Annotated in this window: 19 protein-coding genes and 1 pseudogene; 14 read left to right on the top strand and 6 right to left on the bottom strand. The window is 40.6% G+C overall.

The genetic code is table 11. The features are described from left to right. Positions 1-242, bottom strand: a pseudogene (locus tag HJP15_RS16745) (signal recognition particle-docking protein FtsY); the annotation flags it as partial. A 212-nt stretch (positions 243-454) separates the two neighbouring features. Between HJP15_RS16745 and rsmD the strand changes: the two are divergent. The 13 genes from rsmD (at position 455) to HJP15_RS16680 (ending at position 16,113) form a co-directional block, all read left to right on the top strand. Continuing rightward, complete coding sequence (gene rsmD / locus HJP15_RS16740) at positions 455-1,054, top strand: 16S rRNA (guanine(966)-N(2))-methyltransferase RsmD (RefSeq protein WP_054203057.1); 600 nt, start codon at positions 455-457, stop codon at positions 1,052-1,054. Between the two features lie 163 nt (positions 1,055-1,217). Then, positions 1,218-1,433 (top strand): 30S ribosomal protein S21, encoded by a 216-nt coding sequence (gene rpsU / locus HJP15_RS16735; protein WP_002957797.1) that lies wholly within the window; start codon positions 1,218-1,220, stop codon positions 1,431-1,433. 20 nt (positions 1,434-1,453) lie between these two features. After that, entirely contained in the window at positions 1,454-1,900 is a 447-nt protein-coding gene (locus HJP15_RS16730) for a GatB/YqeY domain-containing protein (protein ID WP_054203056.1), read from the top strand. Between the two features lie 162 nt (positions 1,901-2,062). Next, positions 2,063-3,814, top strand: coding sequence for a DNA primase (dnaG, locus tag HJP15_RS16725; RefSeq protein WP_054203055.1), 1,752 nt, complete (start codon positions 2,063-2,065; stop codon positions 3,812-3,814). 124 nt (positions 3,815-3,938) lie between these two features. Beyond that, positions 3,939-5,777 carry an RNA polymerase sigma factor RpoD gene (gene rpoD / locus HJP15_RS16720; protein ID WP_054203054.1) on the top strand — a complete coding sequence of 613 codons (1,839 nt, stop codon included), beginning with the start codon at positions 3,939-3,941 and terminating at the stop codon, positions 5,775-5,777. A 74-nt stretch (positions 5,778-5,851) separates the two neighbouring features. Further along, on the top strand, positions 5,852-6,733 hold the full coding sequence (prmA, locus tag HJP15_RS16715) for a 50S ribosomal protein L11 methyltransferase (RefSeq protein ID WP_054203053.1): 882 nt from the start codon (positions 5,852-5,854) through the stop codon (positions 6,731-6,733). 283 nt (positions 6,734-7,016) lie between these two features. Next, positions 7,017-7,988 carry a tRNA dihydrouridine synthase DusB gene (gene dusB / locus HJP15_RS16710; RefSeq protein ID WP_170174191.1) on the top strand — a complete coding sequence of 324 codons (972 nt, stop codon included), beginning with the start codon at positions 7,017-7,019 and terminating at the stop codon, positions 7,986-7,988. A 20-nt stretch (positions 7,989-8,008) separates the two neighbouring features. Further along, complete coding sequence (fis, locus tag HJP15_RS16705; RefSeq protein ID WP_002957804.1) at positions 8,009-8,299, top strand: DNA-binding transcriptional regulator Fis; 291 nt, start codon at positions 8,009-8,011, stop codon at positions 8,297-8,299. A gap of 191 nt (positions 8,300-8,490) precedes the next feature. Then, the gene (gene purH / locus HJP15_RS16700) at positions 8,491-10,077 is read left to right on the top strand and encodes a bifunctional phosphoribosylaminoimidazolecarboxamide formyltransferase/IMP cyclohydrolase (RefSeq protein ID WP_054203051.1); all 1,587 of its coding nucleotides are present in this window, start codon (positions 8,491-8,493) and stop codon (positions 10,075-10,077) included. 107 nt (positions 10,078-10,184) lie between these two features. Continuing rightward, positions 10,185-11,003 carry a class I SAM-dependent methyltransferase gene (locus tag HJP15_RS16695; protein WP_054203050.1) on the top strand — a complete coding sequence of 273 codons (819 nt, stop codon included), beginning with the start codon at positions 10,185-10,187 and terminating at the stop codon, positions 11,001-11,003. Positions 11,004-11,017: 14 nt separating this feature from the next. Next, positions 11,018-12,307, top strand: a complete 1,290-nt coding sequence (purD, locus tag HJP15_RS16690; RefSeq protein WP_170174186.1) for a phosphoribosylamine--glycine ligase — start codon at positions 11,018-11,020, stop codon at positions 12,305-12,307. Between the two features lie 107 nt (positions 12,308-12,414). Further along, on the top strand, positions 12,415-14,925 hold the full coding sequence (locus HJP15_RS16685) for an EAL domain-containing protein (protein WP_170174185.1): 2,511 nt from the start codon (positions 12,415-12,417) through the stop codon (positions 14,923-14,925). Positions 14,926-15,303: 378 nt separating this feature from the next. Next, on the top strand, positions 15,304-16,113 hold the full coding sequence (locus tag HJP15_RS16680; RefSeq protein ID WP_054203047.1) for a DUF2797 domain-containing protein: 810 nt from the start codon (positions 15,304-15,306) through the stop codon (positions 16,111-16,113). On the opposite strand, the gene HJP15_RS16675 is transcribed toward HJP15_RS16680, so the two are convergent. After that, entirely contained in the window at positions 16,100-18,604 is a 2,505-nt protein-coding gene (locus HJP15_RS16675) for an EAL domain-containing protein (RefSeq protein ID WP_170174190.1), read from the bottom strand. The genes HJP15_RS16680 and HJP15_RS16675 overlap by 14 nt on opposite strands. Before the next feature lie 80 nt (positions 18,605-18,684). Here HJP15_RS16675 and HJP15_RS16670 point away from each other — a divergent pair, with 80 nt between their 5' ends. Further along, positions 18,685-18,975 carry a DUF4144 family protein gene (locus HJP15_RS16670; protein ID WP_054203045.1) on the top strand — a complete coding sequence of 97 codons (291 nt, stop codon included), beginning with the start codon at positions 18,685-18,687 and terminating at the stop codon, positions 18,973-18,975. Here HJP15_RS16670 and HJP15_RS16665 read toward each other — a convergent pair. From HJP15_RS16665 to HJP15_RS16650, 4 genes are all read right to left on the bottom strand, one after another. After that, positions 18,958-19,878, bottom strand: coding sequence for a histone deacetylase family protein (locus HJP15_RS16665; RefSeq protein ID WP_170174184.1), 921 nt, complete (start codon positions 19,876-19,878; stop codon positions 18,958-18,960). The genes HJP15_RS16670 and HJP15_RS16665 overlap by 18 nt on opposite strands. 100 nt (positions 19,879-19,978) lie before the next feature. After that, on the bottom strand, positions 19,979-21,526 hold the full coding sequence (locus HJP15_RS16660; protein WP_170174183.1) for a serine hydrolase: 1,548 nt from the start codon (positions 21,524-21,526) through the stop codon (positions 19,979-19,981). A gap of 22 nt (positions 21,527-21,548) precedes the next feature. Then, positions 21,549-22,043: a gamma-glutamylcyclotransferase family protein gene (locus tag HJP15_RS16655; protein ID WP_170174182.1), complete on the bottom strand. Its 495-nt coding sequence runs from the start codon at positions 22,041-22,043 to the stop codon at positions 21,549-21,551. A gap of 39 nt (positions 22,044-22,082) precedes the next feature. After that, on the bottom strand, positions 22,083-22,706 hold the full coding sequence (locus HJP15_RS16650; protein ID WP_054203041.1) for a LysE family translocator: 624 nt from the start codon (positions 22,704-22,706) through the stop codon (positions 22,083-22,085). Positions 22,707-22,711 lie beyond the last annotated feature (5 nt).

Here is a 22,711-nt window from a genome sequence, read left to right as displayed (position 1 = left end):
TCAAGACGCTCTGCTTCAATACGTTCTTGCTCTACACGTTCGGCTTCTGCCTGCTGCTCTGCTGCAATACGCTCTTGTTCTACACGCTCAGCCTCTAGGCGCTCTGCTGTAATACGTTCTTGCTCTAAACGCTCAGCTTCTGCTTGTTGGTTATTAGCCTCTTCGGCTGCTTGTTCTACTTGCTGGTTTTTATCTGACTTACCAAAACCTAACCAAGACAGGAATTTATTTTTTTTTGCCATACTTGCTAATAACCACTTATAAAAATCTGATAAACTAACGGAAATAATTTGCGTACTGACGGTATTGTATTAATACCAAACTGCCAATAACCACAATATATTGTCTAAGATGCTCATAGTAACACTTTTAGCGCAGTTGAAAAATGACACGCTACTATATGATTACAATATTATCTGAGCTAAGTTCTAGATACCATTTTTTAGTGAGCTAAATGAGAAATAAATCATCACAAAAACAGATAAATAACAAAGTAAATGATGGTGTCATCAGAATCATCAGTGGGCAATTTCGTGGCCGCAAGCTACCAGTAAAAGATGTACAAGGGCTTCGTCCAACCACAGATCGCATAAAAGAAACTGTATTTAACTGGTTAATGCAAGATATTCACGGTGCAAATGTGCTTGATTGTTTTGCCGGTTCTGGTGGGTTAGGGTTCGAAGCATTGTCGCGTTTTGCCAACTCAGCTGTATTTTTAGAGAGGGATAAACTTGCTTCAGCACAATTAAAAGCCAATACTGAGACATTAAAGCTCACAAATGCGCAGATAAATTGTACTGATAGTTTAGTGTATTTGAGCCAAAATACGTTACAACAGCAGTTCGATTTAGTCTTTGTTGACCCGCCGTTTCGTCAGAATCTGGCAAAAAAATGCTGTGATTTACTGAGTGAAAATGAGTGGCTAAGTAAAAATGCACTCATTTATGTTGAAGTCGAAAACGAACTTAGCCCTTTACAAACACCAAGCAATTGGCTGTTATTAAAAGAGAAAGTTGCTGGGCAAGTATTATGTAGGCTCTATCAATTACAGTAAAATTAATAACATAGAAATATTTTCAGTTTCCTGTCGGGACAGTCAATATTTATCCTTTACATGTGGTGTGGCTTCGGATTACAATACCGCACCATTTTTGAACCACTTGATCATTGTCTGATCAACTTGAGCAACGCTCATTATTTAGGTAGGTGAATTTTTAATGCCAGTAATTAAAGTAAGAGAGAACGAACCGTTTGACGTAGCACTTCGTCGCTTCAAGCGTTCATGTGAAAAAGCAGGTATCCTTTCAGAAGTTCGTCGTCGCGAGCACTATGAAAAGCCAACAGCTGAGCGTAAGCGTAAAAAAGCTGCTGCAGTTAAGCGTCACATGAAGAAGCTTTCTCGCGATAACGCACGTCGCGTTAAATTATATTGATCCGTATTGGTCTTGTATAAATGAGCCTTTTAATAAAGCTAAAAGATGCACAAAAAGATGCGATGCGAGCGAAAGACAAACAACGTCTTAACCCAATTCGTATGGTACTTGCTGCTATCAAACAGCGTGAAATTGACGAGCAAATAACACTTGATGATGACGGTATTACCGCAGTCTTAGTGAAGCTTGTTAAACAGCGCCGTGATTCTTATACCCAGTACACTGATGCTGGTCGAGAAGATTTAGCCGAAATTGAAGCCAATGAGATTACGGCACTTGAAGAATTCTTACCTCAACAATTGAGTGAAGATGAAATCATTGCCCTCATTGATGCGGCTATTGCTGATACTAACGCAGCAGGTATGCAAGATATGGGTAAAGTAATGGGTATAATCAAAAGCAAAGCTGAAGGTCGCGCCGATTTAGGTAAGATTTCTGGTTTAATTAAGCAACGATTAACTGCCTAATACACCCACATACAGACGTATGATTTAAGCAAACCGAGCCATGTGCTCGGTTTCTTCGTTTTTAGCTTTTATAAAAATAGCGTTTGTGTTCAAATCTAAATTTGTCGAACGAAAGTTAATTCGTTCACCTTTTTCTATTTATTTCAGGACTACACTTTACTAATGGCCGGAAAGATCCCACGAAATTTTATTGACGATTTACTCGCTAGAACCGATATCGTTGAGCTAATTGACTCTAAAGTAGGTCTTAAAAAAGCCGGTAAAGATTACCAAGCCTGTTGCCCTTTCCATAATGAAAAGTCACCTTCATTTACAGTGTCGCAGGATAAACAGTTTTATCATTGCTTTGGCTGTGGCGCAAATGGCAACGCTATTTCATTTGTAATGGAATACGACAAACTTGAATTTGTTGATGCTATTGAAGAGCTCGCTAGCCTGATGAATCTTGATGTTCCTCGCGAACAAGGCACAAGCAGTGGTCCTGAACGTACGGCGGAACAAAAACGCTCAGACTATGATTTAATGCTTCATGCCGCACGTTTTTATCAACATCAATTAAAACACCATAGTAACTCAGCAACAGTCATTGATTACGTAAAAGGCCGAGGCTTAACTGGCGAAACAGTTAAAAAGTTTATGATTGGCTATGCCCCCAGTGAATGGGAAGGCTTGTGCCAACAACTTGGTCGTAATAAAGAACAAAAAGAGCAACTCGTTGAGCTAAAGCTGGCCTCTGAGAAAACACCAGGTCGTCAATTTGATTTTTTCCGTGACCGCTTAATGTTTCCTATCCGCGATAAACGTGGTCGGGTTATCGCGTTTGGTGGACGTGTCATGCAAGCAGATCAAGGGCCAAAATATTTAAATTCACCAGAGACTCGTATTTTCCATAAAGGCTTTGAACTATATGGTTTATATGAGGCAAAACAAGCCCATAAAAAACTCGACCATGTACTCATTGTTGAAGGTTATATGGATGTAGTGGCATTGAGTGAGCAAGGTATTGAGTATGCAGTCGCAGCCCTAGGTACTGCGACTACAGCTGAGCACATGCATACTTTATTTAGAACTACAGACAAAGTAATTTGTTGTTACGATGGTGACCGTGCAGGGCGTGACGCGGCGTGGCGTGCGTTAGAAAATGCCCTCCCCTACCTAAGTGATGGTAAAGCATTACAGTTTGTATTTTTACCCGATGGCGAAGATCCTGATTCCTTAGTCCAACAAGAGGGCAAAGAAGCCTTTGAAGTTCGCTTAGCTCAAGCTGATGATTTTACTAAAGTACTGTTTAATAAGCTAAGCCTAGAAATTGACTTAACCACTGACGCTGGTAAAGCAAAACTACTCAGTGCAGTGCTGCCATTGGTCGAAAAAATACCCAGTGAGTTTTATCAAGAGAACCTATTAGAGCACTTAGGCCGATTAATTGGCCGCACCAAAGAGCAATTAAATAACCGTTTAAAAACACCAAAGCAACAGCATTCAATTGAACGTAAGTTTAAAATTACGCCTATGCGCCGCGCTATTGGCTTATTAGTCCAGCACCCGCAACTTGCATCAACAGTGCCTTATTTACCTGATTTGGCACAGATGAATATTGCCGGAATTGCGCTACTAATTCGTTTGCAGCATGACGCATTACAAAAGGCCCCCCTTACTACGGCACAATTGCTTGAATCATTTCGTGAAGCTCCAGAGTATGAAGCATTAATCAAGCTCGCAACGTGGCAACATGAGATAAATGAAGATCGTTTAGAAGATGAATTTAAAAATACTTTCAAATTTATTGAAGATCAGTGTTTAAATTATCGTCTCGAAACCCTATTAATAAAGGACAAGACTCAAGGCTTAAATAGCGATGAGCGGCTTGAATGTCACTTATTGACTCAAGCATTAAAAGGGACTAACAACTAGTCAAAAACGATTTTTGCTGTTATACTGTGCTATTCACTGCGTCAAATTATACTTAGCTTGGCTTATTAAATAAGCAAGCTGGCGCCTGTTGTATCAACTTATCAGAGTGGAAGAAAAAATCTCTATGGATCCAACTCCTCAGTCACAATTAAAACTTCTGATTCAAAAAGGTAAAGAGCAAGGTTATTTAACTTTTGCAGAAGTTAATGATCACCTTCCACAAGATATTATCGATTCAGATCAAGTAGAAGATATCATTAGTATGATCAATGATATGGGTATTAAGGTTAGTGAAAACGCACCTGATGCCGATGAATTGATGATGCAAGAAACGACAACAGATGAAGACGCTGCTGAAGCGGCTGCTGCTGCGCTTGCCACTGTAGATAAAGAGATCGGCCGTACAACGGATCCGGTACGTATGTACATGCGTGAAATGGGAACAGTTGAACTGTTAACCCGTGAAGGCGAAATCGTTATTGCCAAGCGTATTGAAGAAGGGATCAACCAGGTTCAAATCTCGGTTGCAGAATACCCTGAAGCAATTACTTATCTTCTTGAACAGTGGGACAAGTTTGAAGCCGAAGAAATGCGCCTAAGCGACATTATCTCTGGTTTCTTTGACCCAAATGAAGATGAAGCGCCTATATCTGCGACTCATATCGGTTCTGAATTAAGCGAAAAAGAGCTTGATGATGAAGACGATGATGATAAAGACGATGATGAAGACGAAGAAGAAGTCGATACCGGCCCAGATCCTGAAGAGGCCCGCGTTCACTTTGAAAATCTTCGCGATCTTTACAATAAAGCACGTGAAACCTTCGATAAGAAAGGCCGTTCACATCCTGATTCTCAGGCTGCTATTTTTGAAATCGGCGAATTATTCCGAACGTTCAAATTAATACCTAAACAGTTTGATCGCATGGTAAATAACATGCGTGAAATGATGGATCGCGTTCGTATTCAAGAACGTATCGTCATGAAGCAAGCTGTACAAATTGCCAAATTACCAAAGAAAACATTCGTTAAGCATTTTGCTAATAACGAAACAGATGCATCGTGGATTGATTTAGAAATCGCTGCCAACGAAAAGCACTCTGCAAAACTTGAAGAAGTGAAGCCTGAGATAATTCGCTGTATCAATAAACTACGTGTGATCGAAGAAAGCACGGGTTTAAATATCGAGCGAATTAAAGACATCAACCGTCGTATGAGTATTGGTGAAGCGAAAGCCCGCCGTGCGAAAAAAGAAATGGTTGAAGCGAATTTACGTCTTGTAATCTCAATTGCAAAAAAATACACCAACCGTGGTTTACAATTCTTGGACTTGATTCAAGAAGGTAACATTGGTTTGATGAAGGCTGTTGATAAGTTTGAATATCGCCGTGGTTATAAGTTCTCAACTTATGCTACGTGGTGGATCCGTCAAGCAATCACCCGCTCTATTGCTGACCAAGCACGTACAATCCGTATTCCTGTGCATATGATCGAAACGATTAATAAACTTAATCGTATTTCACGTCAAATGTTACAAGAAATGGGTCGTGAGCCAAATCCAGAAGAATTAGCTGAACGCATGATGATGCCTGAGGATAAAATCCGTAAGGTACTTAAAATTGCAAAAGAGCCAATTTCAATGGAAACGCCAATTGGTGATGATGAAGATTCGCACTTAGGTGACTTTATCGAAGATACTACTATTGATTCGCCTATCGACTCAGCGACAATGGAAAGCCTTCGTGGTGCAACGAACGATGTACTAGCCGGCCTTACCGCCCGCGAAGCAAAAGTATTACGTATGCGTTTTGGTATTGATATGAACACCGACCATACTCTAGAAGAAGTAGGCAAGCAATTTGACGTTACCCGTGAGCGTATTCGTCAAATCGAAGCGAAGGCACTGCGTAAATTACGCCATCCTTCTCGCTCTGACTTACTGAAAAGCTTCTTAGATGCTAAATAATTAGTAGCTAAAAATACAGATTAAAATTTAAAAGGCCGCTGTAGCGGCCTTTTTTCTATTTACAGGAAAGAATCATGGCTTGGATCCAAATCCGTATCAATGCCAATGCTGCAACAGCTGATGCAGTAAGTGACTTATTAATGGAAGCAGGCAGTGCGTCTGTTACCTTTATTGATGCTAAAGACACCCCTATTTACGAACCAAAAATCGGCACTGTTGTATTCTGGGCCGATACCACTGTAATTGGTTTATTCGAAGCGACTCACGATATGAATGCGGTGATTGCATTATTAAAACGCCATGACGAAATAAACGACTCGTTAGTTTATAAAATTGAGCAGCTTGAAGACAAAGACTGGGAACGTGAATGGATGGATAACTTCCACCCAATCCAATTTGGTGAAAAGCTATGGATCTGCCCAAGCTGGCGTGATATTCCTGATCCAGACGCTGTAAACGTTCTATTAGACCCAGGTCTTGCATTTGGTACTGGAACCCATGCTACAACCGCTTTATGCTTAAAATGGCTTGAAAGCCAAGACTTAACAGGTAAAACCGTCGTCGACTTTGGTTGTGGCTCAGGCATTTTAGGTATTGCAGCGATAAAGCTGGGTGCAGAGCGCATGATTGGTATTGATATCGACCCACAAGCGCTCGAAGCAAGCCTTGATAATGCACAGCGCAATGGCGTTGCTGACAAACTCGAAGTTTACCTACCAGAAAATCAGCCTGAATTTACAGCAGATATAGTAGTAGCAAATATTTTAGCCGCACCACTGCGTGAACTACACAGTGTGATTTTAGGCTTGTTAAAACCAGGTGGTAAAATTGCGATGTCAGGTATCTTAGAAGAACAGGCACAGTCAGTTGCTGATGTTTATGCACCTTTTTTAGCGCTTGATGAAATAGCCGTTGAAGGTGAGTGGACTCGTGTAAGTGGTATTAAAAAAGCTTAATTTGAAGCAATCACTCCATTTAGAGCATTAACCCAAAACCACCATCTAAAGCCTGTAATTAACAGGCTTTACCTATTATTTACACAACCCTGAACAGAATGATTTTCTTGCAGTAAATTAGTTTTGTATGAAATTCAGACAAATAAAGCCATTCGTCAAACTGTTATCAAATGTCAATACACAAAAGTCAAAAAAAAGTCACTTTTGTTCAATTTATAGCCTTTGATTTTTGCTAAAAAAACCGTAAACTTAGCGCCCCTTGAAAAGAGGCCTATTGAATACAGTGCGTATCGGATCATATCAGTTAGAGAACAATGTAATTGTAGCGCCAATGGCGGGAATTACAGACAGACCATTTAGACAACTTTGTCGCCGCTTAGGTGCGGGACTAGCTGTGTCTGAAATGCTATCGTCAAATCCTTTGGTATGGAAAACCGAAAAATCGATGAACCGTATGGATCATAGCGGTGAATCGGGAATACGTGCAGTGCAAATCGCAGGAGCTGATCCTGAGCTAATGGCTCAGGCTGCACAATTCAATGTAAGTAATGGTGCACAGATCATAGATATTAATATGGGGTGCCCAGCTAAGAAAGTGAACAAGAAACTCGCAGGCTCAGCGCTATTACAGTTTCCTGATTTAGTGGAAGAGATTATTGATGCGGTGGTTAGCGCTGTTGATGTACCTGTAACACTGAAAATCCGTACAGGATGGGATCAGAGCAACCGTAACGGTGTAGAGATTGCGAGAATAGCTGAACGTTATGGCATAGCTTCATTGGCCGTACATGGGCGTACACGCGCATGTATGTACAAAGGTGAAGCTGAATACGCTACTATTAGGGATATAAAACGTTCAGTGTCGATACCTGTGGTTGCTAATGGTGATATTACATCACCTGAAAAGGCAAAGCAGGTTTTAGACTATACGGGTGCAGATGCCATTATGATTGGTCGAGCCGCCCAAGGTCGCCCTTGGATATTTAGGGAGATAGACCACTATTTGCGAACTGGTAAACACTTACCAGTACCTCCAATTGAGGAAGTACGCGGTATTTTGATGGAACACTTAGTGAACCTTCATGCGTTTTACGGGGAACCAATGGGAGCGCGTATCGCTCGAAAACATGTATCTTGGTATTTGCAAACCCATGACAGTGATGGTCAGTTTAGGCGAGTATTTAATGTCCTCGAGAATCCACAGGCACAAATCGAGGCTTTAGAGCAATACTTTATAACACTAGCAGCTAACTAAGAAAGAAAGAGATATAAACAATGTTCGAACAAAACGTGACTTCTCCATTTATCACTAACCCTCATGTTCAGTCACACGAGAAACCGCAGCCATTGCGTGATGCAGTGAAAAAAGCTGTTCATCATTATTTAAAACAGCTTAACGGTCAAGATGTGCAAGACGTTTACGACCTTGTTCTTTCAGAGCTAGAAGCGCCATTACTTGAAGAAGTAATGACTTACACACGTGGTAACCAAACACGTGCGGCAATCTTATTAGGTATCAACCGCGGTACTTTACGTAAGAAACTAAAGAAATACGGCATGAACTAATACATATGCTGTGATATATCACAGCATATGTTCAAAAAAGCACCTTAGGGTGCTTTTTTTATATCTTTAAAAATCCTCAAAAAAGCACCTAATTGCATAATCCTCATTCTTTAAACATCGTTTTTTAAGCGGTATTCAGTTAAAATAGTGCCTTTCTAAGCTAGCTCAAACACTGAGGTAATCAAACTACAATGGATACACATCGTCCAATTCGTCGCGCACTACTAAGTGTGTCAGATAAAACCGGTATTGTTGAATTTGCTCGCGCTCTTGAATCACAAGGCGTAGACATCTTATCAACTGGCGGTACTTGTAAATTACTTGCTGATAATGGCATTAAAGTCACTGAAGTATCTGACCACACAGGTCACCCTGAGATCATGGATGGTCGCGTTAAAACTCTTCATCCAAAAATTCATGGCGGCATCTTAGCGCGTCGTGGTCAAGATGAAAGCGTAATGACTGAGAACAATATCTCAGCTATCGATATCGTTGTAGTTAACTTATACCCCTTTGCGAATACTGTCGCTCAAGAAAACTGCAGCCTTGAAGATGCCATTGAGAACATTGATATCGGTGGACCAACAATGGTTCGTGCCGCGGCTAAAAACCATAAAGACGTGACTATCGTAGTAAACGCGAAAGATTACGACCGTGTGATCAATGAAATGCAAAGCAATAATGGTTCAACAACGTATAAAACACGCTTTGATCTTGCCATTGCCGCTTACGAGCACACTGCACAGTACGATGGTATGATCGCTAACTACTTTGGTAAAATGGTTCCTGATTATACTGAGGAAGCAGCAGAGGAAACTAAATTCCCACGCACTATCAATATGCAGTTCACTAAAAAACAAGATATGCGCTACGGTGAAAACTCACACCAAGACGCCGCTTTTTATGTTGAAAACGATGTGCAAGAAGCATCAGTAGCAACGGCGATTCAATTACAAGGTAAAGCGCTTTCGTTCAACAACATCGCCGATACAGACTCTGCGCTTGAATGTGTGAAAGAATTTGATGTACCAGCCTGTGTTATCGTAAAACATGCAAACCCGTGTGGCGTATCAATCGGTGAAAACATCCTTGAAGCTTACGATCGTGCGTTTAAAACAGATCCTACTTCAGCATTTGGTGGCATTATTGCCTTTAACCAAGAGCTTGATGCAGACACCGCAGAAGCGATTGTTTCACGTCAGTTTGTTGAAGTAATTATTGCACCTAAAGTGTCTGAAGCCGCAGCGCAAATTATTTCAGCTAAACAAAATGTACGCTTACTTGAGTGCGGTCAATGGTCGGGTAAAGCAACCGGTCACGATATTAAACGTGTTAACGGCGGCGTACTAATTCAAGACCGTGATTTAGGTATGGTTACGCAAGGCGACTTAAAAGTTGTGTCAAAGCGCCAGCCTACTGAGCAAGAGCTCAAAGACTTATTATTTTGCTGGAAAGTGGCTAAGTTTGTTAAATCAAACGCGATTGTTTATGCCCGCGACGGCATGACTATTGGTGTAGGTGCAGGTCAAATGAGCCGCGTTTACTCAGCTAAAATTGCCGGCATTAAAGCCGCTGATGAAAACCTTGAAGTAAAAGGTTCTGTTATGGCATCAGATGCATTCTTCCCATTTCGTGATGGTATTGATGCTGCAGCAGAGGCTGGTATTACAGCTGTTATCCAACCAGGTGGTTCAATGCGCGATGAAGAAGTTATCGCTGCAGCTGACGAAGCTGGTATGGCAATGGTGTTTACTGGCATGCGTCACTTCCGCCATTAATCACACAAAGAGCTAACTGCATAAGTTAGCTCTTTTTGTTTGCACCAAATTCACGTATTCTGCCTATTCTATAACCTCTATAAAATTATAATATGAAGGAACAGACGATGAAACTTGCACTAAAAACGCTACTTGTTGCCACCCTTACGATCAGCTCAACAATGGCCTTGGCTCATAACCATGCCAGTGAATCAGCATTAAGTCATGCTGTTAAATCAAGTGAGCGCAGCTCTGAGCGTGATCAATATCGCCATCCTGTAGAAACACTGGAGTTTTTTGGTTTCAAACCAACAATGACAGTCGTTGAGATTGCACCTGGCGGCGGCTGGTACAGTGAAATTTTAGCGCCAGCACTGAAAGAGCAAGGTACCTATTACGCTGCACATTTCCCTGCTGATTCATCGGTTGGTTACTACCAACGTTCACTCGCGGGCTTTAAAAAGAAAGTAGCCGAAGATGAGCGATTCAGTAAAGTAAAAATCACTGAGTTTGCCCCTACTACTCACTTAGACATTGCCCCAGCAGATAGTGCCGATATGGTATTAACTTTTCGTAATGTTCATAACTGGTATATGGGTAAAGATAAAGACGGCGCAGTAAGTGCATTTCAATCTTTCTATAAAGCTCTAAAACCAGGTGGTACATTAGGCGTAGTTGAACACCGCTTACCTGAAGATCGCGCTGATGAAATGCAAAAATCATCAGGTTATATGAAGCAAAGTTATGTTATTGAAATCGCTAAAAAAGCCGGTTTTGAACTGGTAGCAGACAGTGATATTAATGCAAACCCTCTTGATACAGCTGATCACCCTAAAGGTGTATGGACACTACCACCAAGCTTACGTCTAGGCGAGCAAGATGCCGCCAAGTATAAAGCCATTGGTGAAAGTGACCGCATGACGCTGAAATTTAAAAAACCGCTTTAAATAGGATATTCGCCATGAATGTATTAGTCATTGGCAGCGGCGGCCGCGAACACGCACTTGCGTTTAAGGCTGCTCAAAACACCAAAGTAAACACTGTATTTGTTGCCCCTGGTAACGCTGGTACTGCTCTTGAGCCAAAGCTTGAGAATGTAGCTATTAAAGTAGAAGATTTAGATGGCCTACTCGCCTTTGCACAACAAAATAACGTTGAGCTTACGATTGTTGGCCCTGAAATTCCTCTAGTACTGGGTGTTGTTGATAAATTTAGAGAGCACGGCTTAGCTATTTTTGGCCCAACGGCAGGCGCTGCACAGCTTGAAGGCTCTAAATCATTCACAAAAGACTTTTTAGCACGTCACAAGATCCCAACGGGTGATTATCAAACCTTCGAACAAATAGACCCTGCTCTTGCATACTTAAGAGAAAAAGGCGCGCCAATTGTAATTAAAGCTGACGGCCTTGCTGCAGGTAAGGGCGTAATTGTTGCCATGACTGAAGTTGAAGCTGAAGATGCAATCCGCGACATGCTTGCGGGGAATGCTTTTGGCGAGGCTGGCAGTCGCGTAGTGATTGAAGAGTTCTTAGACGGCGAAGAAGCGTCATTTATTGTTATGGTTGATGGCAAAAACGTATTACCGTTTGCTACCAGCCAAGATCATAAACGTGCTTACAATGGCGATGCTGGTCCTAATACCGGCGGTATGGGTGCATATTCACCTGCACCTGTCGTTACTGACGAAATCCACCAGCGCATTATGAACGAAGTGATCACTCCAACGGTAGAAGGAATGGCAAGCGAAGGCCATCCGTACACTGGCTTTTTATATGCAGGATTGATGATCGACAGCTCTGGTACGCCTAAAGTTATCGAGTATAACTGTCGCTTTGGTGACCCTGAAACACAACCAATGATGTTACGTTTACAATCAGATCTCGTTGAGTTGATTGAAGCTGCGAACCGTGTTGAGCTTGATAAGACCACCATTGAGTTTGACCCTCGCGCTGCTGTAGGTGTTGTTCTTACTGCCAAAGGTTACCCTGATAACTACCCGAAAGGTGATGTAATCAATGGTCTTAAAGTTAGCTACCCTGCTGATGAAAAAGTATTTCATGCTGGGACTAAACAAGACGGTGACAACGTAGTGACTGCCGGTGGCCGTGTGCTGTGTGCAACGGCACTTGGAAATACAGTTACACAAGCACAACAACGTGCATATCAACTGATTGATGAAATCAGCTGGGAAGGCATGGAATATCGTACTGACATTGCTTATCGTGCAATTGCCCGCGAAACTCAAAGCTAGGGAGATCTAAAATAGGTCTAACCAGTTTGTTTAAAAAAAAAGCGCGGTTTACTGCGCTTTTTTTAATGCTACACTAAAAATACAAAAACCTTCTAAGAACCGAACAATTGAAACATCATTCTCTTAGCTATCACTTTATTGCCATTTTTATATTGTTCGTGCTACTTTTTGTTATAGGTAATTACGCATCCCATCTAGCAACTCCCACTAAATACACAATAGATAAAACCACTGCCATTTATTTAAAATATGCTTACTTCATTGATCCCACTAAAAAACATTCTTTAGAGCAAGTAATAACTCAGCCTGATGCGATGATTTATAAACCTTTTAATGAGATCGATTGGAACTTCGAAAGCCGTAATTACTGGTTAATTATCGAGTTAGATAATCGTAGTACCAGCAAAGAGAAAATTGTTGCTCACTTTGATAACCCCATGGTTGATCAGCTAAACGTTTACCATTTAGATAAACACAATAATATTATTCACCAAACTACATTAGGTGATACCGAGCTTGGACTGAGTTTACTTCAATACAGCGTACCCCATATTCGCCTATCACTACCGGCGCAAAGCAAGCAAAAGCTAGTTTTAAAAATTGATACGACGGGAATAAGTAAAACCCCCGTAAATTTATATGGTGAAGCAGAGTTTCAGGAGTTAACTCGCTCACAAACTGCGATATGGGGAATTTTTGTTGGTGTTTTGATTATGGCGGCACTGTACAACCTTGTTTTATTTTTTGGTATTCGTGATCGCGTTTACCTTGTCTATATTGGTTACATTATTAGCGCAATAATCTTAATGGGTGCCGTACTAGGTTTTGGCTTTTATTTATGGCCACTTTCTTGGCAGTTGTTTTTTCACAAATATATTGTTGTTAGCAACTACGCCATTGCTTTTTTCACACTTTCATTTTGTACCATGTTTTTACGCTACCACAAAGAGCAATGCTGGCGTTATAAGCTAAGTTTACTCCTGCTGGGCTTGATGGCTATTTTAGCTGTAAGCTGCTTTTTTATTATTGAAAGCATTGCAGCCCCTGTGTTCTTTGGTATTTTAGTCTTACTGTATATCGTATGTATTATTTTGATTTATAAAAAGCTACGCAGTGGTTTTCGTTGGGCTAAATTTTATGTTATTTCTTGGATCCCACTAATTATTGGTGCAGCAATCCAACCATTAGAGTTAACAGGTGTATTGCCCTATAGCTTTGCAACGCGCCATGCTTTTTTAGCGGCTATTTTATGTGAAGTAATACTCATGGCAATGGCGTTAGCAGATCGTGTCCGCTATCAACGTGAGCGAGCGCTGTATCATGCAACCCATACTCAACAAACAAAACTACTTAATAGTGCAATGTTAAAGCAAGCTTATATGAACCTTGAGCAAGAACAACGACCAAACACGATCTGTTTAATTAAACTGCGCTATTTTAATTCTCTTAATACTATTTTAAGCCCATCTCAAGCGAACGGGCTAATTATCCACGTTGCAAAAGCACTCGAGCTTCAGTTAAGTAATGAGCGTCAGTTTATTAACCTAGATTTTAATTTAGATAGCAGCTCTAAAATTGTCGATCTTGGCACGGGTATATTTGCGTGTATCTCAACAAAAACACAAAGTGGAGAAAGCCTCTCTCTTTGTTTAAATAAAACCGTAAAAAGCTTACCAAAGCAATATGAGGTTCAAGGATTAAATTTACAACTTAAATACGCTGTAGGGATCAGTTTTTCAAAAACGAACGGCAATTTTGAAGCTAGTTTACAACGCGGCTACCTGACTTTAAAACAAGCTAGAAATAGCACCAGCAATATCAGCAACTCACAACAAAATACACACATCACGATGGATATAGGGCTTGCTGCAAAACTACAACAAGCAATTAAAAGCAATCAATTAGCAATGTACCATCAACCACAAATAAACGTGCGTACCAATCAAGTTATTGGTAGTGAAGTACTGCTGCGCTGGCCAACGCCTGAGCATCAACATATTAATATAGAAGAACTCATTTTATTAGCTGAACGAACCGGACTTATTAATGAGCTTACTTTATGGGTGATAGAACAAGCGTGTCAGGATATTGTAGAACTAAATAAGCATGGCTTTAATGAGCACACTGTTAGTGTAAACTTAAGCGCTAAAAACTTAAGTATTAATAAACTCGCCGAAAAAATTGAAAACGCTTTATTAACGTATAACATACCTGCTAAACAGCTTAAATTTGAGTTAACCGAAACGGCACTCGTTGAGAATCAACAACAAATGAAAAGTTTTATGGAGCAGCTAAAAAAGCTCGGTGTTCACGTCATCCTTGATGATTTTGGTACTGGATACTCTTCACTAAATTATTTAGTTAATTACACCTTTTCAAACTTAAAAATTGATAAATCATTTGTATTGGATCTCACAACGAATCAATCCCATCAAGTGATTGTCAAAACCGCAATTGATATGGCGCACAATCTAGGGCTAAGTGTTACGGTAGAAGGCGTTGAAGATAAAGGAACCCATCAATTACTAATTGAAATGGGTGCTAATAATACCCAAGGTTACTATTATTCCAAAGCCATACCCATCACAGATTATTTGCAGTGGCTTAGGGCATGTTGACCTTTCGTGATTAATTTTGCAGCAGTATGTTTGGTATTTAGGCAAGGCAGCGCCTATGCAGTGTGGTTGTTCCCCATAAATAGGCGATAACGCAGTATAAATGCCAAACATGCGCTGCCCAAAGGGTTCTTCCTAGGGGCGATTAACTCTTTGTTACTCGGTTTTTACTTATTCTCACATGGATGTGAGCCAGTAGAATAACGCAGGAGCAGTTATCGAGCCCACTCTATTCCAAACCTCGCGCCGCGATTAAATCGCCCCTGAATTGAACAAATTTCAATCCACAAAGATCAACACGCCCTTGTCATTCACATTAAATAATCAGTCAGTGCAATTACATGTTAAAATCCCCTTTTTCACATCTTTAGGGGCGTAAAGATGCAAGGCACAATTAAAAAATTAAAATCATCGCTAACTCAGCCGATCCAATATCATCTGCCAATTGGTGATGAGTTAGTTGATCTCAATGCTTATATTGGCAAACAATTAACACTGACTTTTAACGGTTCAATTTTATGTTCGAGTTGTGGTAAAAAAACCAAAAAAAGTTACTCTCAAGGACACTGTTTCGTGTGTATGCGCAAGCTTGCTAGCTGCGATATGTGCATTATGAAACCTGAAACCTGTCATTTTGATCAAGGCACCTGTCGTGAGCCACAGTGGGGTGAAGAAAATTGCATGATCCCCCACTATGTTTACCTCGCGAATACATCGGGTTTAAAAGTCGGCATAACCCGCCACACGCAAATTCCAACCCGCTGGATTGATCAAGGGGCAACCCAAGCACTGCCTATTTTTAAAGTGCAAACACGCTTACAATCTGGTTTAGTCGAAGTCGCGTTAGCACAGTTTATTGCTGATAAAACAAATTGGCGCAACATGCTCAAAGGGCAAAATGATGTACTCGACTTAAAAGCAGCCGCCGCTGAGCTTATTCCGCAAATTGCAGATAAACTCAATGAACTGGCTGAGCTATTTGGCGCAACAGCCATTGAGCAACTCAATGAGGACGTTGTTGATTTACAGTTCCCTGTTACAGAGTACCCAACCAAGATTAGCTCCTTTAATTTCGATAAAGAGCCCGTTGTCAGTGGTATTTTAAATGGCATCAAAGGGCAGTATTTAATCTTTGATACAGGCGTAATAAACATCCGTAAGTTCACCTCTTACGATGTTACGCTGGGGTAAGCTGGGCATAAAACTCAAACCATTGCCGCTGTGCTAAAGGGCGGCAATAATAATAACCTTGTATTACATCACAACCTAAACTTTGCAAATAATTATACTGCGTTTGCTTTTCTACTCCTTCCGCTACAACGCATAGATTTAAGCTCGTAGCCATCGCTATAATAGCAGCCACGACTTCACTGTTGCCATACTCATCAGGTATTTTGGCAATAAAGCTGGCATCTATTTTTAAGGTATCTATTGGAAGTTTAGTTAAGTAACTCAGTGCCGAATACCCTGTACCAAAATCATCAAGCGCAATGTGCACGTCCATTTTTTTTAGCTGCTGCAATTGTTTTTTCGCCTGACTAAAGGAACTTATAAAACTACTTTCAGTTAACTCTATTTCAAGACAGTCCCCAGACAAATTATAACGCTTTAGCATCTGCTCAACACTTTTTGATAACTTGCCTTGGCTCAAATGACACGCAGAAACGTTGACTGCAAGCCGCCCTGCTTTTATACCTTTTTGCTGCCACAATGCCAGTTGCATGCCGGCATTATTTAGCACCCACAAATCAAGTTTTACAATTAAGCCTAACTCTTCCGCTAATGGGATAAATTGTGCGGGAGAAATCATCCCTAATGTAGGATCATACCAACGAAGTAATGCTTCAACGCCTTTTATTGTTTGTGTTTTTAAACATTGCTTAGGTTGAAAGTATAACTCAAATTCGTCATTCTCTAGCGCATGCTGAAAACGACTCATCATGGCTAAACGCTCTAAAGAACGCGCATTCATTGATGACTTAAACAGCTGAAAAGAGTTACGCCCTATTTCTTTAGAGCGATACATTGCGATGTCTGCATGTTTTAAAAGGGTCTCACTATCGAGTCCATCCTCCGGATAAATTGCTGCGCCAATTGAAGCGGTTGCGCCCACCTCCAATCCTTCCAGCTGAAAAGGGATATTCAAATGGTTAAGTATCTGATCAGCCAAACTAATCACCGATGCGATATTATCAACCTCGCATAACACCACAAATTCATCGCCTCCTAATCGTGCTAGCGTATCCCCTTCACATAGCAATGCTTGTAAACGTTTAGCTACCATTTTTAATAATTCATCACCGGCGCTGTGCCCTAAGCTGTCGTTAATTTCTTTAAAACGATCCAAATCAATAAACATTACGGCAAGCATGTCGTTATTTCTATGTGCAGCTGCCAATGCCATGCTTAACCTATCATTAAATAAGCGTCTATTGGGTAAACCCGTTAGCTCATCAAAGTAAGCGAGTTGAACTATCTTCTCCTCTGCATTTTTTCGCTCTGTAATATCACTAAAAATTGCTGCATACACAACCTCACTGCAATTTGGCTCTCTTATTTGAATAATGCTGAGCCATTCAGTATATAAATCACCGTTTTTTTTACGGTTACATATCTCCCCTTGCCAAACACCTTTATCCGCAATAGATTGCCACATTTTTATATAAAAACTTTTACCGTGCTTACCTGAACTGAGGATTTTTGGCTGTTTACCTATTACCTCATATTCTTGGTAACCTGTTAACGTCGTAAAGGCCGGATTAACTTGAATGATTACGCCATCTTGTTGAGTGATCATTATGCCATCAAGCGAAGCGTCGATTATTTTATTAGCAAGGTATAGGTTACGCTGTGAATGCTGTAGAGCGATGTCTCGTTGTGCGAGTACTTTTTCAAGTTCGCTACAATATGCACTTTCGATTTCATTAATTAAGTGCTCAAGCGATAAAACCCCTTTAATTTCTTGAGTGTCAGTCACCACTAAATGACGCACATTGTTATCTGACATTAATCTATAAGCATCAAACAAACTATTTTTTGGGCTAATTTGATAAAGTGGCCAACTCGCAAAATCCCAACAAAAATGCTTACTTTCATGCTCAATAATTAAATGCAGTAAATCACGCTGGGTAATAATGCCATGTTCGTTTTGCTGCTTATTGAATACCAAAATAACTTTTTCGTTGCGCTCATACATTAGCTTTATAGCTTCACTCACACCCATATTTGCAGGCACTATTGATATATTTTTACTGTATTGCTCATTCACAGGGCGAAATTGTAAATAGTGATCCAAACCTTGATTGCGGACAATATCCGTGATGCTAATCACGCCACATGGTAGAGCGCTTTCATCTGTCACTAAAAGGTGTCGTACACTGTATTGATGAAAAATTAAAGCGGCATCGCTAAGCAATCGCTGGCTCGAAATACTAATAACGGGGCTCGACATTACTGATGCTATTTCCACGCTTTTTATTTGTGGATTATTAAAATCAAGCTTCATACAATCAGCTTCTGTCCATATTCCACAAATAGAGCGATGCTCTTGAACAAAAATAGCACTGACATTATGTGCTCGCATTAACCTCACAGCTTCGATAAGATGCGTGTGCTTAAGACACGAAATAACCTTATTTGTAAACACATCACATACTTTTTGGTAACGGCTACTTTTTGGCATCATAGCTTCCTTGTTTGGCACGAACCGAAAAGTATAATAAAGCTTATTACCAACCATTTGATTTAGGACAATAAACCAGCATGTCATACCCAAAAATCATCATTTATAATGAGGAAATAGAAATTGCGCATCAGCAAAGTGACGTAGATTGCTTTTTATATGGGATCAGCGAGCATGAACAAAAAAATGTGAGAGTGCTAGAGGAAAGTGGTACCTACCACACACTTTTAGGAAAAGCATGCCAGCCATTAAGTGCCGATGAGTTAGGTGTATATGTAAAGCATTATTTAGCAAATGAAGGGCAATGTTGCTTGAGTAAAATTCAACAATTAAGCCCACAACAAGCGTTTGATTTACTCGCTATCAACTAACGCTTTTACATGAGCAATTGCACTGCGCCCAAGTGCTGAAAGTGAATACCCTCCTTCTAAATAAGAGATAATTCCTTTACAACCGAGCTCTTTGCTTAACTTTGCCAATTGATCAGTCAGCCATGTGTAGTCATCTTCAACAAATTTTAAGCTTGCCATATCATCTTCAAGATGAGCATCAAAACCGGCGCTAATAAAAATAAGTTCAGGCTTAAACTGCGTTAATTTAGGCAGCCACTGTTGGTTATACAGCGCTTTTAAATCATTGCCATCACTGGCAATCGGTAAAGGCGAATTGATGAGTGTTGCGTTATTTTCTATTGCCGTATTAGGGTAAAACGGATACTGAAATAACGAGCAAAATAATACATTGTCATCATCAATAAAAATATCCTGTGTACCATTTCCATGATGCACATCAAAATCGACTATCGCAATGCGCTTTACGCCTTTGCTTTGTGCGTATTTAACGCCAATGGCTAAATTATTAAACACACAAAAACCAGCTGAGGTGGTTCTATTCGCATGATGCCCTGGCGGACGTACTGAGCAAAAAGCAGCATCGAGCTTATCTGCTAATATTTCATCTACCGCCAATATGCCAGCCCCTACTGCGCGCTCAATCGCCATAAGTGATTCTGGACATAACCAGGTGTCACCATCAAGTGATGCAAGCCCTTGTACTGGAATAGTGCTTTCAACTTGTTTTACCAGTGCTTCATCATGTGCTAACAAATAATGCGTTCTAAGTGCTTTTGGGGCCTGTTTTTGCTGTACTGCAATATCCAACCCGCTGGCTAATAAGCGATCTGATATCGCATCTAAACGCTCAGGGCATTCAGGGTGATCTTCAATCATTTTATGTTTGCGGCAAAAAGGATGTGAAATAATCGCGGTACGCATAAAAGCTCCATCTGTATCAGCAAGTGGCAACTATAACAAAGCCACCGATTGGTGGCTTTGCGACTTTGGTTTACTATTCTAAAATAAAAATTCTAACTAATTATTTTTTTGCTTTTAGTGTTAAGTTTCTAAAGTCAAAACTAAAATCTGTAACAGCCGTTGAAACAGCTTTCATTTTGGCACTTTCAACACGATTTTTAGTCGTCATATCAAACGTAATAAACGCATCAGCCTCAAGTAGTTTTTCATCCCATTTAACAATAAATGTGCTGCCTGTGTAGTGCTCTAGCTGGCCTTTTAAACGCTTGGTGTGAGTAAAGTCAATACGCAGTTTACCGTCTAACTCTTCAATAATAACATCACCATACCAATCGTCTTTCAATGTACCTGTGTAGCTAATATTAGGTAGTTGTGGCTGGTAGTCAGCAGGCGCTTCTGGCTTAGCATTTGCGTACGCTTTTTGCTTGCCTTCAAAGTGCTTTTTAGCGAGCTCTTCAACCCAGTCTTTATCTTCAAGACCAAGTGCATCTTCGAGCACCTCATGAGTAATTGCCGATAACGCACCAAATGCTTGCTGATTGCTTAAAATGACAATACCGAGGTTCTTCTCTGGTACTAATGTCACTTGCGATACCATGCCTAAAATCCCGCCACCGTGTGCAAGCTTTTTAACACCGTGATAGTCCTCAATACTCCAACCTAAGCCGTATCCTCTAAACTGTTGATGATACGCTTCATAAGCCGATTTAGAGGCAACAGAGGTAATATGCGGGTGCCACATTTGTGTTTGTTGTTTATCACTAAATAATTGTTCGCCATTAGGCATTGTGCCACCAGCAAGTTGAGTACGTAACCACTGGCTCATATCACTCACGCTTGATGCTATTGCGCCAGCTCCACGAAAGTCCTCTAAGTAGTTAACAAAGAAAGGGTGTAACTTGCCATCCATTGGGATGTGCCCCGTTGCCCAGTTTTTATTGTTACTTGGGATACGCGAAAACCCCGCACGTGAGTTACCCATTTTAAGTGGCTGTAGAATATTTTTTTCGATGTAATCGTTCCAGCTCATACCTGACACTCGAGCAACCACCTCACCAGCAGTAACAAACATTAAGTTGTTGTAAGCATATTTACTGCGAAAGCTGCTGGCGGGTTTTAAATACTTTAAACCGGCAAAAATTTCTTCAATTGATTTATTCGTATCTGGCCAAATCATTAAATCGCCTTGGCCAAGACCTAAACCACTACGGTGGCTAAGTAAATCTCGAATGGTCATTTCACGGGTTACATATGCATCATAAAGACGAAACTCAGGTAAGTGATCAATCACTTTATCGTCCCAGCTTAGCTTCTCTTCATCAACTAATTTAGCTAATGCCGCAGCCGTAAATGCTTTGGTATTTGATGCGATACCAAATAACGTGTCTTTATTTACCTTGTTGCCAGTTTCCAAATGGCTTACACCAAAGCCTTTGGCAAACACCACGTTATCGTTTTCAACTATCGCCACAGCCATGCCAGGCACATCAAAACGCGCCATAGAGTTTTCGATTACTTGGTTAATATTGTTCGTATCAATATCAGCGTAGCTGTTAAATGCACACCCTGTAAATAACGTGGCGGCAATGGCTAATTTAGTTAGTTTCATAACAGTCCTAGTTTAATTTTTATTATTGTTGATGCACGGCAAACTCAATTGCAGCACGTTCACTATTACTATCTCGACATGTTTGTCGTGATTTTATGGCTTCACTGTACTCATTTGGCACACAAGCTTCAAGCGCCCCGCGATGAACGTGCTGCATATACCAGTCATAAGGTAATATGTCCTCATTAGTAGTATTTGCAATATAACAATGAGCATTGAGAACTTGCCCATCAAGCAGCGTTACTTGAACATCCACACAATCGTAACGCGGGCCTTCAATATCATCTAAAACGCTCTTTTCATCATGGTTAAGTTGATAAACAACACCATATACTTGCGTATTTTGGTCATTGCTTGGACGAACATTACCTTTGCCTGACCCATCAAGACTCACCATATCAAAAGTCAGTTCATAGCCATGTAGGATCGCCGTACCAACACGCTTGGCATTAGGTAAACGCGCGAGTAAACGGTTAGAGGACATATTGGAACCAAAAGAAAAATTATATATAGTCATATTTACCTGCTCTTGTATTGGCGTATTAATTGATGATTTTCACACCACGATTCTTATTGCTAACGCGATAAGAATCACACCAATACCACGGTCAAACCAATGGCCACTTTTTTGAAAGAAACCTCGTACACTTTGCTTTGATAACACCAAGGATAAAAACGAAAACCATACCCACGTTGCTAAAGCCATATAAAGGCCATAACCAGCTTGAACAATTAACGGTGTTGATTGACTGATCACCAAAGTAAATAACGACATAAAAAATAGCGTTGCTTTTGGATTTAATGCATTTGTTAAAAAGCCACGGCGAAACGCAACCCAGTCAGATTCTGTTGAGGCAGATGGTACTAAATTATCCTGCTCTGCTGTGGCCGGTTTGGCACTTCTTAGTGCTTGCACACCAATATAAGCCAAATAAGCCCCGGCTAAATATTTTAATGCCATAAAAATAGTCGGTGATTGAGCGAGTAAAACAGCAACCCCTAACAAGCAATAAGTAACGTGTAATAATATTGCTAAACCAACCCCAAAACTAGTCCACAAAGCATTTCGCCGCCCTTGCTGAATACTCTGCTTGAGCACAATCGCAAAATCAGGACCCGGGCTTGCTACCGCAAAAAAATGTGCCAATGCAATTAGTAAAAATTCATCAAGATAAGCCACGTTAA

Source organism: Pseudoalteromonas sp. NEC-BIFX-2020_002 (genome assembly GCF_013002825.1).
Lineage (GTDB): Bacteria > Pseudomonadota > Gammaproteobacteria > Enterobacterales > Alteromonadaceae > Pseudoalteromonas > Pseudoalteromonas neustonica.
This window is presented reverse-complemented; position numbering and strand designations above follow the sequence as displayed.

What these genes read in the sequence shown, in the direction of transcription:
- rsmD (WP_054203057.1), top strand. Translation starts at nt 455, where the DNA reads ATGAGAAATAAATCATCACAAAAACAGATAAATAACAAAGTAAATGAT.
- rpsU (WP_002957797.1), top strand. Translation starts at nt 1,218, where the DNA reads ATGCCAGTAATTAAAGTAAGAGAGAACGAACCGTTTGACGTAGCACTT.
- HJP15_RS16730 (WP_054203056.1), top strand. Translation starts at nt 1,454, where the DNA reads ATGAGCCTTTTAATAAAGCTAAAAGATGCACAAAAAGATGCGATGCGA.
- dnaG (WP_054203055.1), top strand. Translation starts at nt 2,063, where the DNA reads ATGGCCGGAAAGATCCCACGAAATTTTATTGACGATTTACTCGCTAGA.
- rpoD (WP_054203054.1), top strand. Translation starts at nt 3,939, where the DNA reads ATGGATCCAACTCCTCAGTCACAATTAAAACTTCTGATTCAAAAAGGT.
- prmA (WP_054203053.1), top strand. Translation starts at nt 5,852, where the DNA reads ATGGCTTGGATCCAAATCCGTATCAATGCCAATGCTGCAACAGCTGAT.
- fis (WP_002957804.1), top strand. Translation starts at nt 8,009, where the DNA reads ATGTTCGAACAAAACGTGACTTCTCCATTTATCACTAACCCTCATGTT.
- purH (WP_054203051.1), top strand. Translation starts at nt 8,491, where the DNA reads ATGGATACACATCGTCCAATTCGTCGCGCACTACTAAGTGTGTCAGAT.
- HJP15_RS16695 (WP_054203050.1), top strand. Translation starts at nt 10,185, where the DNA reads ATGAAACTTGCACTAAAAACGCTACTTGTTGCCACCCTTACGATCAGC.
- purD (WP_170174186.1), top strand. Translation starts at nt 11,018, where the DNA reads ATGAATGTATTAGTCATTGGCAGCGGCGGCCGCGAACACGCACTTGCG.
- HJP15_RS16680 (WP_054203047.1), top strand. Translation starts at nt 15,304, where the DNA reads ATGCAAGGCACAATTAAAAAATTAAAATCATCGCTAACTCAGCCGATC.
- HJP15_RS16675 (WP_170174190.1), bottom strand. Translation starts at nt 18,604, where the DNA reads ATGCCAAAAAGTAGCCGTTACCAAAAAGTATGTGATGTGTTTACAAAT.
- HJP15_RS16670 (WP_054203045.1), top strand. Translation starts at nt 18,685, where the DNA reads ATGTCATACCCAAAAATCATCATTTATAATGAGGAAATAGAAATTGCG.
- HJP15_RS16665 (WP_170174184.1), bottom strand. Translation starts at nt 19,878, where the DNA reads ATGCGTACCGCGATTATTTCACATCCTTTTTGCCGCAAACATAAAATG.
- HJP15_RS16660 (WP_170174183.1), bottom strand. Translation starts at nt 21,526, where the DNA reads ATGAAACTAACTAAATTAGCCATTGCCGCCACGTTATTTACAGGGTGT.
- HJP15_RS16655 (WP_170174182.1), bottom strand. Translation starts at nt 22,043, where the DNA reads ATGACTATATATAATTTTTCTTTTGGTTCCAATATGTCCTCTAACCGT.